Below are 15017 nucleotides of genomic sequence, written 5' to 3'. Positions count from 1 at the left end.
CATGGCACGGATAACCGCAGGCGTCGCTTCCAGCCACGTTCCGCTTCTCGGGGTCGCGGTCGATCAGGGCAAGACCCAGGACGACTATTTCGGACCGATTTTCAAGGGCTATGAGTGGACGAAAAAATGGGAGGAAGAGCAAAAGCCCGATGTAATCGTGCTGGTCTATAATGACCATGCTTCTGCCTTTGACGCGAACATCATTCCCACTTTTGCGATTGGTTGCGGCGAAACATACAAACCCGCCGACGAAGGCTGGGGGCCGCGGCCGGTTCCTGATGTCGAGGGCCACGCCGACCTGGGCTGGCATATCGCGCAAAGCCTGATCCTGGATGATTTTGACATGACGATCATCAACGAGATGGAGGTCGACCATGGGTTGACTGTGCCGCTTAGCATGATGTTCGGTCAGCCTGACAACTGGCCCGTCAAAGTCGTCCCATTGGCGGTCAATGTCGTGACCTATCCGGTGCCGTCGGGCAATCGTTGCTGGGCGTTGGGCGAGGCCATTGCGCGCGCGGTAGAGAGTTTTCCCGAAGATCTGAATGTACAAATCTGGGGAACGGGCGGGATGAGCCATCAGCTGCAAGGACCTCGTGCCGGGCTGCTCAATCGCGAATGGGATAACAAGTTTCTCGACCTGATGATCGGCGAGACCGATGCCGCCCGTCATATTCCGCATATCGAATATCTGCGCGAAACGGGTAGCGAGGGCATTGAATTAATCATGTGGCTGATCATGCGCGGCGCGCTCGGCAAGAAAACAAAATGCCTGCACCGCCATTATCATATCCCGTGCAGCAACACCGCAATCGGCCACCTTGTGCTGGAACCAGACAATTAAATATTAGGAGAATATCCCATGAGAATCGCACTCGCAGGCGGCGGCGCCTTTGGTGAAAAACATCTTGATGGCCTGAAGAATATCGACGGCGTCGAAGTGACCGCGCTGGTTGGCCGGACGCTGGAACCAACCCGGGCTATGGCTGACAAATATGGTGTCGGTTTTGCCACCACCGACTATGACGAGATGCTCGCGCGCGAGGATGTCGATGCGGTCATATTGGCAACGCCAACGCAGATGCACGCGGCCCAGTCGATCGCCGCGATGGACGCCGGCAAGCATGTCGAGGTGGAAATTCCCCTGGCAGACAGCTGGGCCGATTGCGAAGCTGTGATGGCCAAGCAGAAGGAAACCGGGCTTGTCTGCATGGTCGGGCACACCCGCCGGTTCAATCCGTCGCACCAATATGTGCATAACCGGATCAAGGCTGGCGACTATAATATCCAGCAAATGGACGTGCAGACCTATTTCTTCCGCCGTAAGAATATCAACGCCAAGGGGCAGGCACGAAGCTGGACCGACCATCTGCTCTGGCATCATGCCGCGCATACGGTGGATCTCTTTGCCTATCAGGCCGGGCCGATCATTCAGGCCAATGCGATCCAGGGGCCGATCCACCCGGAACTGGGCATCGCGATGGATATGTCGATACAGTTGAAAGCGCAGAGCGGCGCGATCTGCACGCTTTCCCTCTCGTTCAACAACGACGGCCCGCTGGGCACATTCTTCCGCTACATCGGCGACAACGAGACTTATATCGCGCGCTATGATGATCTGGTGAACGGCAAGGAAGAAGTGATCGACGTGAGCAAGGTCGATGTTTCGATGAACGGAATCGAATTGCAGGACCGCGAATTCATTGCCGCAATCCGAGAAGGGCGGGAACCCAATAGCAGTGTTGCCCAGGTGTTGCCTTGCTACAAGGTGCTGCATGATCTCGAACAGCAGCTCGGGTGAAAACACAGGTCGTCATTATTGGCGCTGGCCCCGCCGGATTATTGCTCGGCCATTTGTTGCGCGCCGAAGACATTGACTGCATCATCGTCGAGCGCGCGTCGGCGGAGTATGTGCTGGGCCGGATTCGTGCTGGCGTCCTTGAGCAGACGACGACCGATCTGCTCCACCGGCTCGACATTGATGCCCGGTTGAATAGCGAAGGGCTGCTCGAAGAGGGCTTCTGCCTTGCCGATGGCGAGAGACTGATCCGGATCGATACTTACAGCCTGACAGGCAAACATGTCACCGTTTACGGCCAGACCGAGGTCACGCGCGACCTGATGGATGCAGCGCCCGAACGGGGACTGGACATCATCTATGAAGCAAATGATGTCGACTTGCATGATATTGACGGTAATGCGCCGTATGTTACTTATCGCAAGGACGGCTGCGAGCACCGAATCGATGCGCGCTTCATCGCTGGATGCGACGGCTATCATGGTCCGTCGCGGCAAGCCATTCCGAAAAGTGTCGCACAATCCTACGAGCGCGAATATCCATTTGGCTGGCTTGGTATTTTGGCCGATGTGCCGCCCTGCCATGACGAACTGATCTACGCCAATCACGAGCGCGGCTTTGCGCTGGCTTCGATGCGGAGCAAGACGCGCAGCCGCTATTATATTGATGTTCCGGTCACAGAGAACGTCGAAGACTGGAATGACGATCGGCTCTGGGATGAGCTTGCCGTCCGGCTGGGTCCTCAGGCCGCAGCCAATATGACCCGCGGCGCAGCAATTGAAAAGAGCATCGCGCCGCTGCGCAGTTTTGTGTTTGAGCCCATGCGCCACGGCAGCCTTTTTCTCGCGGGAGATGCAGCCCATATCGTTCCGCCCACGGGGGCCAAAGGACTGAATCTGGCTGCATCCGACGTGCATTATCTGTCGGAAGCCCTTGCCGGCTTTTTCAACCACATCGACAATGACGGCATCGCGGCCTATTCACAAAAGGCATTGGCAAGGGTCTGGAAGTCCGAACGCTTCAGCTGGTCGCTGACAAAACTGATGCACCGCTTTCCCGAAGACGGGCCCTTCGAACGACGGATGCAAATGGCTGAACTGGATTATATTTCCGGAAGCGAAGCGGCGCAAAAGACAATCGCCGAAAATTATGTCGGATTGCCGCTTTGAAGTGACGCCATTATGCTATTGTCAGGGATTCAACCCTTTACAACCTGCTGATCAATCACGCCAAATGGTGACGAACCATCGACACCGCGACCTTCCATCCGGATATGGTCGCCAAAACCCATGAAACCTGTTGTCGCCGGCGCCTTGTCGCGGATCATCTCGATCGCGCGGACTTCTGAGATACAGCTGGAACCGACTTCCGCATAATCGGGATTCGATACCGTGCCCGAGCCGATAATAGTCCCCGCCACCAGATCGCGGGTCAGAGCCGCATGGGCGACGAGATCGTGAAAGCCGAAATCCATCGCCGCGCCATTGGCCGCGCCGAAACGCTTACCATTCCAGTCAATCTCGAGATCGAGACAGACCCGACCATCTTTCCAGCCGTCGCCCAGTTCATCGGGTGTCACTGCAAAGGGCGCCATTGAACAGGCCGGTTTTGCCTGGACCCAGCCAAAACCGGTCTTCATCTCGATCGGGGCGATCGCGCGCAGCGACCAGTCATTGATCTGGACGATCAGCTTTATATGGGCCATCGCATCCTCGGCGGACGTGCCCATCGGCACATGATCGACGATCACGCCAAATTCACCCTCGAAATCGATGCCATGTTCGATGCTCGGCAAGGGCACATCTTCGGTCGGGCCGAAGAAGCGATCGGAGACGCCCTGATACATCAGCGGCCGGTCACTTTCGATCGGGTCAAGCCCGAACGCGACCTGCATCAAATCGCCGTGGGTGGAAAAAGCCGAGCCGTCGAGCCACTGCCAGCTGCGCGGTAGGGGGGCGGCGCATGCCTCGGCTGTGGCAGGCTCCCCCTGCCCCGCAGCCAGCTTCTGCCGTGCCTCTGAAAGGATCGCCTGGCCGGCATCCCAGCCTTCCATCAGCTGCAGCAAATTTGGCAGCCGGTCCCCGATTTTCAGACAGCGCGTGCCATCGTCCGAAACGACAGCCAGAGCGCCGTCGGGTGTGCCGTCTTTGAGGGTTGCCAGTCTCATTGTTTCAGGCTTTCATCAAATGCGCCGTCGATCAGGATGAAGGCGATCCGGCAATTTTCACTGCTGCGGTTGGCCCAGCCATGGTTGGTGCCGCGCTGCACGACAATATCGCCAGCGCGCACGGTGGTTTCGCCTTCGTCCATGATGAGGACCAGCTCGCCTTCGAGCACGATTCCGTAGTCGATCGTTTCGGTGCGGTGCATATGGGCATGGCGCGAGCCTTCTCCTTCAAAGGAGGAAGCGTCCGCCGCCCCGATTTCGGCAAAATGGGCTTTCGCCTGTTCGGGAGTCATTTCCGAGAAGCTGTCGTCGTCGGGCGGGATATCGAGAACCCGTATTCTCGTGCCGTTTGCCGGCGGGGCCAGGATGATCCCCTCTTCCGGAGGCTCTCCCGAAGCGGCGTCAATCGGCGCGGGCGTCGCGCGGGTGTTCCAGACTTCGTGGAACAGCGGTCCGGTTTCGCCACCAATTTTCTGGGTGCGCGGCACGCTGCCGTCTTCCTGTATGATCGCCTGACCTTGCGCATTATGGCCGGTAACAACGCGGCGGACGGGTCTCTCGCTCATAGTTTCATTTCCTTCGTTTCAATTGGGTTTCATTCAGAGCTTTGGCGGCGTGAATGCCAGCCCGCGTTCGGTGAGTTCTTGCTGCGCGCGCGCTTCGTGCTGGAGCGCGGCCCTGGCAGAGGGACGCTCGCTCGCCCGGTCATAATGATCGGCAATTGCCGGGAAGGTCGCGGGATCGAAACCGGCTCCGGTGATCCGGAACCAGATCCAGGCCAGATAGGCGTCGAGGATCGACCAGCGATCGCCGAGATACCAAGGCTGTTTGCCCAGTTGGGTCGCAATAGGTTCCAGTTGCAGTTTCAAAACCTCTTCGGCTTTTGCGCGCACATGCGCGGAAGATGCCGGGTCGGAGAGGATCATGCCCGGGATCACGAAACGCGTCACCAACGGGTGCAAGTCAGCCGACATGCGGAACAATGAGGACAGGACGGACGCATCGGCCTGGGGATCACCGGACAGCGGCAACAGGCCTGCTTCGGGATATGTCTGCGCCAGATAGAACAGGATCGCACCATTTTGTGTGAGAACGCCTGCCTCTGTTTGAATCGCCGGAACTTTGCCCGCGGGATTGATTGCCAGATATTCCGGCTTGCGGTGCTCACCCGCCATGAAAGCGACAAGCCGCGTTTCATAGGGTTGCCCGATTTCTTCCAGCGCAGTGAGCGTGACGCGAGCACAGGTCGAAGGAGCAAAATAGAGAATTGGTTTGTTTTCGGTCATGCCACTGTCATTTCCACTGGCAGCGAAGCCAATGCATGGAGCGTGTTGTTAAGCCGCCGTTCGGGTTTTCCGGTCAGGCGAATGGAGGAAACCCGCCGGGCCAGAGCAGCGCCGATCAGTTCGCCTTCGAGACGCGCGACCATTTGGCCAAGACACTGGTGGATACCAAATCCAAAACCAACATGGCCACTGACATTGCGGTCTATCCGGAATTGATCGGGATCATCCCATTTGCGCGGGTCGCGATTGGCGGACGCCAGGAACAGCAGAACTTTTGATCCTTCGGGAATTTTGATTCCGGCAACTTCGGTATCTCTTGAAGCCGTTCGAAAGAAGGTCTGCACGGTGGAATCCCACCGCAGGCTTTCTTCAAATGCTCGCAGTGCAAGTTTTGGATTCTCCCGAAGCTTTTGAAATTCGTTGGGGTTTTCAGCCAAGGCCAGGGTCATGTGAGCGATACCGTTCACCGTCGTGTCGACGCCGGCGGACAGAAACGATCGTACCAGTCGCTCGGCTTCGTCTGCAGTACAATCGCCGCGATCCGCTGCCTCATACAAGGCCGCACCCCAGCCACCGGGCTTCAGATTCTCTCGCTTGCAGACTTCACCCACCCATTCGATCGCCGCTTCCTTGCCAGCATTGCCTTCTTCGAAAACACGATTGCGAGGGCCAAAGGCGTTGAACACGATCGTTGCATAATCGATCAAATGCTCCCGCCCCTCGTCAGGCAGTCCGATCGTGTCGGGAAAGATCATCAGCGGAAAGGCTTCTGATAAATCAGGCACCGCGTCAAAGCGTCTCTTCCCGGCCAAAGAGGCAACCAATGCATCCGCCTTTTCCTGCCAGACCGGACGCAGTTCCTTCAGCGCTTTCATCGAAACAATCTTGTTGACGATGGCCCGTGTTCGATCATGTAGCGGGGGGTCCGCCTCGAGCAGCAACGACGGCGGACGGAACGGTTCTTCTTTCGAAAAATCGGCCAGACCAACACCGCGCGAGGAGCAAAAGGTCTCGTGATCGCGCAGCGCGGTTTGAACTTCATCAAAGCGGGCCATTGCATAGACGCCCAATGTTTCCAGCCACACAACCGGACCGGCATCGCGCAGCGCGGCATGATGCGCGTAGGGATCGGCGAGAAATTCTTCTGCGAACGGGTCCATGTCCATTTTGGTTATTTGCTTTGGCATCATGTTGTTGCCTCAAAGGTTGGTTTGCGCGCAAACAGCAGTGCAGCGATGGCGCCAATTGCGATGAGCCCCGCATAGACGGTCAGTGCATTTGCGAGCCCGCCTGTTGCCTGCATAGCCGAAGCCGCGACGATCGGAGCGAGAAACTGCCCCAGGAAAAATGCGCCTGTCCACATTCCGGTACCCCGGCCCCGCATTTCGGCGGGCAGACGGCGCATGGTCCAGGTCAACATATTGGGCAGCAGGATCCCGCTGCCGATGCAGGCCAAAATCGCGAATGCCCCAATCATCGGCAGGACTGAAGAAAGTCCTATGCCGATATAACCGATGGCGGCAACGGCCAGACCCAGCGCGAGCAGCAGAGGACCCGCTTTGTCTTTCAGCCTGTCAAACACGAATGTCCCCAGCCCGACGCCCAAATTGGTCCCGGCACCGATCAGTCCGATGATACCGGGTGATACGGCACCGGACAGTTCCAGAATCGGACCCAGTTGCACGATGACGGTATAGAAAACGATTCCCACACCCAATGTCGTGAAAACCAGCGGGAGAATTGCGCGGTATGGAAAGCCCGGCTTTGCGAGTCCGGCATCATTCGCCTTCACCTCTGGTTCGAACAGGATCGTGGCTGCGGCGAGCGCGATCGGTATGGCGACAAGGTACAGCAGAAACGGTCCGCGCGAGCCGAACAGTTCGCCAAGCCCGCCGCCGATGGCGATCAGCGCAATGGCGGCGATGCTGCCCACGGCGACCTGCAGCGCAATCCACTTCTCGCGCCGCTCACCGACAAAATAATCGCCGATAAGAGCGGTCGCGACCGTCATGATGATGGCTTCGACGATGCCGAGTGCAACCCGCGCACCGATAATCTGGAAAAGATCGTCTAGAAACCACGGGATGATACCGAAGGCGGCGTAAAGCAGCAGCGCTGCTACCAGCAATGTCTTTCGCCCCAACCGGTCGGACAGCCAGCCCGCCACTGGCGAAAAGAGCGCGACACAAAGAGCGGGAATCGTAAGCGCCATCGGGACCAGAAATTCGCTCCCTTCGACGGAAGCGAATTCGCGCATGAGCAAGGGCAAGACCGGAACCAATGATATGATCGCCATGATCGGCATGACCGACGCTGCCAATATGATGATGCCCTGGCGTGTACCAGCTTGGCGCGCTGCGTTTCCAACACCTGTTTCCGCCATGCTCGCATCCCTCCTGTGTTCGCAGCCCATTTTTTGGGTCAGCTCTTCTTAGTCTTCGCTATCCCGCCATTTATAGTTCAGCGGCGCTTCGCGAAAAGCAAAACGATCAACGTGCCGTTCAACAGCGCCCTTCAAACCATCGCGCTGCCCTTCCGATGACGCCTCGATGCAGCAGCGCAAGGTACCGCCCTCCGGTGCCAAGGTCACAACTGCATCGGCGGGCCAGGCGGCCCCGCGCGCATCTTTTGGAAAAGTGATAAGAACAGCCTCTCCCCTCTCCTCTACGGCGAGGTTATGCGCCCAATGCTTGCCAAGCTGTGCTGCATATTTTTTTGCGTTGTCGGTCGGCACCTGGGCTTCTGCGATATATTTCACCCGGCATTCCCGCCCAATGTTTCGGCAAACCAGTCGGACAGCAGATCGCGACCATAGGCCATATTGTCCGCGCCAACATGCTCGACACCGCCTTCGCGCTGCGTGAAGATAACCTTTTCGCGGCGCGGCGAGTTGACCAGCTGGTCATAGAGATCCGAAGCATAATCCACACTGATCTGACGATCATTGGACCCGTGGGTGACGAGAAACGGAACCGTGATCCGGTCCATATGGCCGTTGAGGTTCATATCGGTCGATTTCGCCAGGAAATCTTCCATATCTTCCGCACCAAATGCCCACATCACATGCGCCCAATAATGCGGAACCGGGTTTTCCCCTTCACGCTTCATGCGCTTGTCCTGCACTTCGCGCCAATTATGATTGGCACCCCAGACCGCTCCGCTGGCGAACCGTGGTTCGTAGGCTACAGCGCGCGGCGCAAAATGGCCGCCGAGCGAAATACCGGTCATGCCCAGTTTCGACGCATCGACATTGTCCTGCGTTTCGAGCCAGTCGACAGCCTTCGAGGCCCAGCTTTCGCTATGCGGATCGACCGGAAGATTCTGCAACCGCAATGCTTCGCCCGAACCGGGCTGGTCTACGCAAAGCGTCGAGATTCCGCGTCGCGCCAGTTCTTCGGGAAGGCGCGTCCAGTAGAGCAGTTCCTTGTTGCTATCGAGACCGTTGCAGAAGACGACAGCCGGCTTTTTCCCGGAGCCGGGAGCCTTGGTCCAGATCGCCGGCATGGTGCCGGTGTCGAGCTGTATTTCTACCCGCTCACGGTTGATCGATCCGAGCTTGGTCGACCGGTCAAAAGCATTGCGCGCTTTGGCGAAAGTTTCGGTGCGACCCGGATGGCCATGTCCCATCATGCGTTCCGCGGTGAACAGATAAAGCGATGCGCGCTCCAGCTTGTTCGAAGCAGAGAAGTTCCGCCCCCTGGCTTCGTCCTCCGCAGCGAGTTCCTGCAGCTTGTCCCCCATCGCGGCCCATTGTTTCATGAACTGCGGAACGCCGGCATCATCGCCCGCCGCTGCCGCTTCCTTGATCGGCTGGCACATGTCGATGATTTCACCAATCTGGCCGCCGCTTTCCATTGCTATTGCGACCGACAGGTTCCAGATATAATTGGGAAAATATTCAAAAAGAGCCATATATTCAGACCTCCGAGGGCTGGAAGAGACAAGGGTCGGCTGCCGGTTTCGGCATGGTCTGCGGCCCGCCTATACCGGTTTCCCACTGGTCCATCACCTGCGGACCAGGTTCGTGTACCATTTCCTGATGATTTTCGAAATCGACCTCTTCGAGCTCCGATGTATATTCCACCGCGAAACCGGCGGGTGTGCAGAAATAGCTGAACGTATTGTTCCCCGCGGTGTGGCGGCCAGGGCCCCAGCGAATGTCGGTGCCGCGCTTGCGCAAACGGCTGGCGCCACGCATCATGTCATCCAGCGTCAGCATATCATAAGCGACATGGTTGAGGCAGGGTGGCCCGGGCAATAGTGCAATCCGGTGATGCGCTTCGTTGCAGCGCAGGAAGCACATGAAATCGCCCAGCCAGTCGGAAACCTTGAACCCGAGCACTTCGGTAAAAAATTTGACCGCTGCTTTGTGATCGGGGGAATGCAGAACGATGTGACTGATTTTGAGTGGCATGCCTTCCCAGCGTTTCATCACCCGCTGTTCTCCGCGTTCGACATCCGAGGAAATTTCGAACGGCATTCCATCGGGAGAGAAGAAGCGGAAGCCATAGCCCCCGCCCGGAGCATCGAGGACGCGCGGCTCGTGAATGATCTTGCAGCCGGCATCTCCGACCTTCGCACGCAGGGCGTCGACGTCCGCGCGGCTGCCGGCCGCCAGAGCAATTACCTCGACACAATCGCTGTCGCGCTTGTGCAGGCGGACCACGTGATGCTCGTCATGGCCATGGGTCTTGAACCAGGCCATGTCATCGGTGGCCTGCACTTCCGTCAGGCCCCAGTCATCGGCATAGAATTTCCGTTCGGTGTCAAAGTCCTTGACGCCGTATCCGACGTAGCGAATTTCGGTTACTCGGCTCATTACTTAGTCCTTAATCTTGTTCTATCAAATGGGTTGGGAGACAATCGCGAACATCTCGTGGGTGGCCTCGGCGTTATCGACCGGCGGTCCCTTGCCGAGCTGGCCGTGACAAATCGCCAGAGACTTTTCGACAATATATTTGCAACGGTCGAAACGACGGGCGCGATAGGCCTGGAAGGCGGCTTCCGGCGTATCGTGATTGGAAAGTTCATCGGCCAGAACAAGGCTGTCCTCGATTGCCATGCCAGCGCCCTGCCCCAGATGCGGCGTGGTCGCATGGACCGCATCACCGAGCAATACGACCCGGCCACTGTGCCATGCACCATAGAGCATCATCTGCTCCAGCGGGCGGTAGACAACGCCTTCGTCATCGGTAATTTCAGCCGCCAGCTTCTGAATTTGCGGCGGCGCGGCGGACAATTTTTCGCGCATGGTCTGGGCCATGCCCGCTGTCTCATAGACCGGCTTGTCCGGTTCCGGCGTTGTCACATACATGTACATCAGCTCTTTGCTGATCGGCACCAGGCCGATGCCGGTCGGACCGTTATAGACATGCAGCGCATTGAGATCGTCGGGACGCTGGAAATTGTAGCGCCAGACCGATTGGCCGGTAAATTCCGGTTTCTCGGCATCCGGCATGATTTTCTGCCGCGTGTCGGAATAGACCCCGTCTGCGCCCACCACGATATCGAATTCTTCTGTCTTCCCATCTGAAAAAATGACGCGAACCTTGTCGCCCGAATCGTCGATCGCGTCGGCAACAACGCCCAAGCGGATTTCTGCGCCCGATGCCTTGGTCCGGTCACCCAGAACCCTGTGCAGTGCGGGCCTGCCGATGCCGACATTGGCCGGATAATTCTCCGCCAGGCGCGGTGCCGGAATTTCGGCCACCTTGGTGCCGTCGGGCATATGGATGGCGATCGTGTCGAACGGCACACCGGCGCTCAGATAATCGTCGAGCAGGCCCAGCTCCGACATTGCCCGGATGACATTGGACTGCTGGATGATACCGACACCATAGACGGACCAGTCCGGGTCTTTTTCGATGACCGTGACCCGGTGGCCTTTCTGACGCAGGGCAATCGCTGCGGTCAACCCGCCTATGCCGCCGCCGATGACAAGAATATTGCGATCGTTCATGGCTAGAAAACATCCATGTCATTGGCGATAATCACAGGTCCATCGTAATGGTCCGCGATTGTCCGGAGATATTCGAAATAGTCCGGCGTGTCCGTCTCCGCGCCGGCAAAATGGGTGACGATCACTGCCTTCACGCCAGCGCGAGCCGCCAATTGCCCGACATCCTTGGGCAGCAGATGATGTTTGGTGAGATGGGCTTCCATGCCCTTTGCCGCTTGCTCGGGCATTCTGGGATTGTTGCGCCGTACCGTAGCAACGATAAGTGGCACGTCCATCATTTCTGCGACGAGCAGATCGGCATCCCTGGCCAGTTCCTCAACCGCGCTGCTTGGTCCGGTGTCGCCGGTATAGACGATCGAACGCCCGGGCAAATCGAAGCGGAACGAGAGGGACTGGAAGCGTTTTTCCAGATCACTGCCCGGTACAAAACTATAGTGGCTGTTGCTGCGCACGGACACATTCATTCCGTTCACATTTGTCTTGGCACCGTCGCGAAACTCGACCACCTCGATACCAGTCCGGTGGTCCTGGACCGGGGCACCCGGCACGCCGTAATTGGCGGTCGCGCCTGGCGTCATGGAGGCGAGCAGCCCGTCAACCATTTCCTGTGTGCCAGGAGGGCCGTAGATGGTAAAAGTCTTCGGCGCGTTGGTCTGGAAGCGAAGCCCCAATATGCCGGCAAGCCCGGCCGTATGGTCAAAATGCAGATGGCTGATGAATATGCCGTCCAGCGCTGCGGTCTGGACGCCGGCCTTGCCCGACTGGCCCGAAGCACCATCCCCGACATCGACAAGATATTTTTTGCCGTTGAACACCAGCAGATTGGCAGGCTGCGAACGGGTCGGGCTGGTTACCGGCCCGCCTCTTGTGCCCAGGGTAATCCATTTGCCCTTGCTGTCGGCAACAGTCTGGCTGTTTTCATCCTGCTGAGCGGGAGTGGCCGGTCCCGCTTGCGCAAGGACCGGAGAAGCGGAAAGCAGCAGTGCGCCCACCGAAAGTGAAAATGTTGAGCGCACTGCCTGAACTCCCTTAAAAATTGAACTTCGCCCGCACACCATAGGTCCGCGGTGGCTGGTAGGTTCCACCGACGACGTTGCCGGAGCCCAATTGAACAGTTGTCGAAACAGCTTCGTCGGTAATATTCCGGGCGAAGGCAGTAATCGCCCACTGGTCATCCAGTTCGGCCAGGGTGAGCGAGGCGTCCAACGTCACGTCGCTTCCGACCCGGCTCTCCGGAATATAGTTGAATCCGACCTCACGGCTGCCACGGTAACGTCCGTCCAAGGTGCCGACAAGTTTGACCGCACTGAACTCGATTGTCTGCTCCAGTCCAAGATTGGCGGACCATTTCGGAGAGTTCAGAGCCTGTTTGCCGGAACAGTCAACGATATAGGACCCCTTGCCGCTGACCGGATCGATCGGCTGCTGTGTGGTATCGCAACTGGTGACAGGGCGCAGGAAGTTTGGTGGATCGCCCGGATCGGCCAGATCGACCTGATCGAACGAATATTCGTCATATTTGGCATCGAGATATTGCATGCCCCCGCGCAATTTGGTCGTTTCGGTAACCAGGAACTGGAAGTCGATATCGACACCCTTGATCGAGGATTTGCCGACATTGCGGGTGTAGAAGGCGTTGTTGCCGTCCACATCGACGCCCAGAGCCGCCAATTGCTGGCCCTTATATTTCCAGTAGAACAGCTCTGCGTTCAGCTCGAAGCGGTTGTCGAAGAAGCGGTTTTTCGAACCAATGGTGAAGGCGTCGATGAACTCCGGATCATAGGTTTCCCGGCCCCGTGCGAGGTTAAAGCCGCCGGCGCGGAAGCCGTTTTCGAAACTGGCATAGACCAGATTCTCCGGCGTGATGTCATATTCGACCGCAGCCCGATAGGTGAATTCCTTGTCACTGGCGGAACGCTGGATGGTGTTGGGCGTGATGATCAACAGCGCGCCCGGTCCGAATTGTGCCGGAGCAAAGATATTGAACGGACCATAAGGAAATACCTGACCCACACCATCTGCTCCATTGGGATTAAAGGCGGTTTGCGGATTTCTGCCGGGAACCGGGAACAATGCCGGGTCTAGGCCGCCGAGCACATCCTGCAGAGTCAGGCCGACTGGCAAGGTTGGAACATGGCCACAAAACGGAGCCCGGCCAACCGGATCCTCGAGGCAAACCCCTGCTGCTGCCGTAGCGCTGGCATCGATCGAGCGATTTTCGGTTGTGTGACGTATACCGCCGACAAGGCGCAGATCGTCGGACAGGTTGAATGTCGCACGACCAAAGAAGGCCAGCGAGTCCGACTGTGAATCAAATGCGTTGTTCGAGACGGTGCCAAACTGGTTGAAAGCATTCACGCCCTCGACACGTTCGTCGAAATAATATGCGCCCGCGATCCAGTCGACTGGCCCCGTCGAACCCGAGAATCGTGCCTCGATGCTCCACTGTTCGGCAGTGTCCTTGTTGATCGCGGCCTTGAACGGAGGTCCGTTGAATATATTATCGAGCTTGGACTGGCGATAGGCCGGGATCACCACGAGATCGACATCGCCGAGTTCGAAGTTCATTTCTGCACTCACCCCAAGATATTCGTCATCGCGCGATGGATAGGCGAAGTCCTGAAAAGGCGAGAAAAGCGGAGCGGTCGCGACCGTTGCGAGAAAGGCGAGCGCTTCGGGAGTATGGAGACCGGTAAACGGCTCGGCCACGGCAGCCGGAGCGGAGATGAAATTCCATCCCGGTACCGGAGGATCTTCGCGTCCCGGCGTTCCAGGAGGAATCAGGCCATAGGCACCAAAGACATCTGTGCCGGGACCCGCGCCCTTCTGGGTGGAATAATCGACCGTGAAGCGGATATCAAATCCGGGGGCTGGTTCGGCATAGAACTGGCCACGAAATGCGACATCCTTGGCGTCAAATGTGCCATCGGTATTGTAGCCATCATGTTCGTTGACCGCAGCGGCGATGCGGATCGCGCCGTCGTCGCCCACAGCAAGGTTAAGAGCGCCTTCGATCCCGAAAGCGTTATAATTGCCGTAGGAACCGGAGACATAGCCGCTCGTTTCGCCAGGAATTGGCTTGGTCGGGATCACGTTGATGGCGCCGCCGGTTGCGTTACGTCCGTATAATGTGCCTTGCGGCCCCTTCAATACTTCGACACCCGCGACATCCAGAAACGAAGCAATGGTCGATGAAGGCCGTCCGATGTAAACGCCGTCGACGTTGAAGGCGACTGCGGGGCTGGTGTAACCGTTGTTCGTGAAATTGCCGACCCCGCGAACAAAATATCCGGCATTCGCGCCACCGCCTGCGGTGACGTAAAGTGCGGGAGCAACCGCATTCAAAGTTGTGGCATCGGCAACACCGGCCCGCGTCAGGTCAGCCCCCGTGGCGGCATTGATCGGAATCGCAGCATCCTGCAGCGACTCTGCTTTGCGTTGCGCCGTCACGACAATTACGCCCAGTCCACCAGACTGCTCTGCCTCGCCCGCAGACTGCGAATCACCGCCTGTTTGCGCTGACTCAGCCGCTGTTGCTGCATCTGCGACTTCTCCTGCGTAAGCCGGCGTCGCTGCAAAGGCGGCAAAGCAGGCTACTGACAGTGCAGTTCTGGAAATAGTTGATCCATTGAAATTACGGCGCATGTGTCCTCTCCCATAAACGTGTGCCCGGATTTACCGGTGCTTCTAGAAAGGCGATAGAACCGCCCGTTTAAAAGATATAATTTTTTGTTTTTGTTGTAATGCATCAATTATATTTATATGTTGATGCATCGGGCCGAACGTCCGCGGGATGACTCAGGGATA

At 57.7% G+C, this 15017-nt stretch carries 14 protein-coding genes; 3 read left to right on the top strand and 11 right to left on the bottom strand.

The features are described from left to right. Position 1 precedes the first annotated feature (1 nt). From HUO14_RS07005 to pobA, 3 genes are read left to right on the top strand one after another with little or no spacing between them, the layout of a single operon-like run. A complete protein-coding gene (locus HUO14_RS07005; RefSeq protein WP_176279153.1) occupies positions 2-844 on the top strand; it encodes a class III extradiol dioxygenase subunit beta in 843 nt (280 codons plus the stop codon). An 18-nt stretch (positions 845-862) separates the two neighbouring features. Continuing rightward, positions 863-1801: a Gfo/Idh/MocA family oxidoreductase gene (locus HUO14_RS07000; protein WP_176279152.1), complete on the top strand. Its 939-nt coding sequence runs from the start codon at positions 863-865 to the stop codon at positions 1799-1801. Further along, a complete protein-coding gene (pobA, locus tag HUO14_RS06995; RefSeq protein ID WP_176279151.1) occupies positions 1798-2967 on the top strand; it encodes a 4-hydroxybenzoate 3-monooxygenase in 1170 nt (389 codons plus the stop codon). Before HUO14_RS07000 ends, pobA begins: the two co-directional genes overlap by 4 nt. 29 nt (positions 2968-2996) lie before the next feature. On the opposite strand, the gene HUO14_RS06990 is transcribed toward pobA, so the two are convergent. Genes HUO14_RS06990 through HUO14_RS06940 form a run of 11 tightly spaced genes read right to left on the bottom strand, consistent with a single transcriptional unit; the run spans position 2997 to position 14855 of the window. Then, positions 2997-3965 (bottom strand): fumarylacetoacetate hydrolase family protein, encoded by a 969-nt coding sequence (locus HUO14_RS06990; RefSeq protein WP_176279150.1) that lies wholly within the window; start codon positions 3963-3965, stop codon positions 2997-2999. Then, entirely contained in the window at positions 3962-4531 is a 570-nt protein-coding gene (locus HUO14_RS06985; protein WP_176279149.1) for a cupin domain-containing protein, read from the bottom strand. The genes HUO14_RS06990 and HUO14_RS06985 overlap by 4 nt, the downstream gene beginning before the upstream one ends. A 33-nt stretch (positions 4532-4564) precedes the next feature. Beyond that, positions 4565-5251, bottom strand: coding sequence for a glutathione S-transferase family protein (locus HUO14_RS06980; RefSeq protein ID WP_176279148.1), 687 nt, complete (start codon positions 5249-5251; stop codon positions 4565-4567). Further along, positions 5248-6441, bottom strand: coding sequence for a cytochrome P450 (locus HUO14_RS06975; RefSeq protein WP_176279147.1), 1194 nt, complete (start codon positions 6439-6441; stop codon positions 5248-5250). The genes HUO14_RS06980 and HUO14_RS06975 overlap by 4 nt, the downstream gene beginning before the upstream one ends. Beyond that, positions 6438-7634, bottom strand: coding sequence for an MFS transporter (locus tag HUO14_RS06970; protein WP_176279146.1), 1197 nt, complete (start codon positions 7632-7634; stop codon positions 6438-6440). Before HUO14_RS06970 ends, HUO14_RS06975 begins: the two co-directional genes overlap by 4 nt. Before the next feature lie 48 nt (positions 7635-7682). Then, positions 7683-8009 carry a DUF2218 domain-containing protein gene (locus tag HUO14_RS06965; protein ID WP_176279145.1) on the bottom strand — a complete coding sequence of 109 codons (327 nt, stop codon included), beginning with the start codon at positions 8007-8009 and terminating at the stop codon, positions 7683-7685. Then, a complete protein-coding gene (locus HUO14_RS06960; RefSeq protein WP_176279144.1) occupies positions 8006-9163 on the bottom strand; it encodes an alpha/beta hydrolase family protein in 1158 nt (385 codons plus the stop codon). Before HUO14_RS06960 ends, HUO14_RS06965 begins: the two co-directional genes overlap by 4 nt. Before the next feature lie 4 nt (positions 9164-9167). Then, on the bottom strand, positions 9168-10070 hold the full coding sequence (locus HUO14_RS06955; protein WP_176279143.1) for a VOC family protein: 903 nt from the start codon (positions 10068-10070) through the stop codon (positions 9168-9170). A gap of 24 nt (positions 10071-10094) precedes the next feature. Further along, positions 10095-11210: an FAD-dependent oxidoreductase gene (locus HUO14_RS06950; protein ID WP_176279142.1), complete on the bottom strand. Its 1116-nt coding sequence runs from the start codon at positions 11208-11210 to the stop codon at positions 10095-10097. Positions 11211-11212: 2 nt separating this feature from the next. Beyond that, a complete protein-coding gene (locus HUO14_RS06945) occupies positions 11213-12226 on the bottom strand; it encodes an MBL fold metallo-hydrolase (RefSeq protein WP_343046066.1) in 1014 nt (337 codons plus the stop codon). Between the two features lie 13 nt (positions 12227-12239). Next, a complete protein-coding gene (locus HUO14_RS06940) occupies positions 12240-14855 on the bottom strand; it encodes a TonB-dependent receptor (RefSeq protein WP_176279140.1) in 2616 nt (871 codons plus the stop codon). Positions 14856-15017: the final 162 nt, after the last annotated feature.

Source organism: Parasphingorhabdus flavimaris, from assembly GCF_013371215.1.
Lineage (GTDB): Bacteria > Pseudomonadota > Alphaproteobacteria > Sphingomonadales > Sphingomonadaceae > Parasphingorhabdus > Parasphingorhabdus flavimaris.
The sequence above is the reverse complement of the archived record's forward strand: the minus strand, read 5'-3'. Positions and strand labels throughout refer to the sequence as shown.

Coding starts and splice junctions, on each gene's coding strand:
- HUO14_RS07005 (WP_176279153.1), top strand. CDS start 2: ATGGCACGGATAACCGCAGGCGTCGCTTCCAGCCACGTTCCGCTTCTC.
- HUO14_RS07000 (WP_176279152.1), top strand. CDS start 863: ATGAGAATCGCACTCGCAGGCGGCGGCGCCTTTGGTGAAAAACATCTT.
- HUO14_RS06990 (WP_176279150.1), bottom strand. CDS start 3,965: ATGAGACTGGCAACCCTCAAAGACGGCACACCCGACGGCGCTCTGGCT.
- HUO14_RS06985 (WP_176279149.1), bottom strand. CDS start 4,531: ATGAGCGAGAGACCCGTCCGCCGCGTTGTTACCGGCCATAATGCGCAA.
- HUO14_RS06980 (WP_176279148.1), bottom strand. CDS start 5,251: ATGACCGAAAACAAACCAATTCTCTATTTTGCTCCTTCGACCTGTGCT.
- HUO14_RS06975 (WP_176279147.1), bottom strand. CDS start 6,441: ATGATGCCAAAGCAAATAACCAAAATGGACATGGACCCGTTCGCAGAA.
- HUO14_RS06970 (WP_176279146.1), bottom strand. CDS start 7,634: ATGGCGGAAACAGGTGTTGGAAACGCAGCGCGCCAAGCTGGTACACGC.
- HUO14_RS06960 (WP_176279144.1), bottom strand. CDS start 9,163: ATGGCTCTTTTTGAATATTTTCCCAATTATATCTGGAACCTGTCGGTC.
- HUO14_RS06955 (WP_176279143.1), bottom strand. CDS start 10,070: ATGAGCCGAGTAACCGAAATTCGCTACGTCGGATACGGCGTCAAGGAC.
- HUO14_RS06950 (WP_176279142.1), bottom strand. CDS start 11,210: ATGAACGATCGCAATATTCTTGTCATCGGCGGCGGCATAGGCGGGTTG.
- HUO14_RS06940 (WP_176279140.1), bottom strand. CDS start 14,855: ATGCGCCGTAATTTCAATGGATCAACTATTTCCAGAACTGCACTGTCA.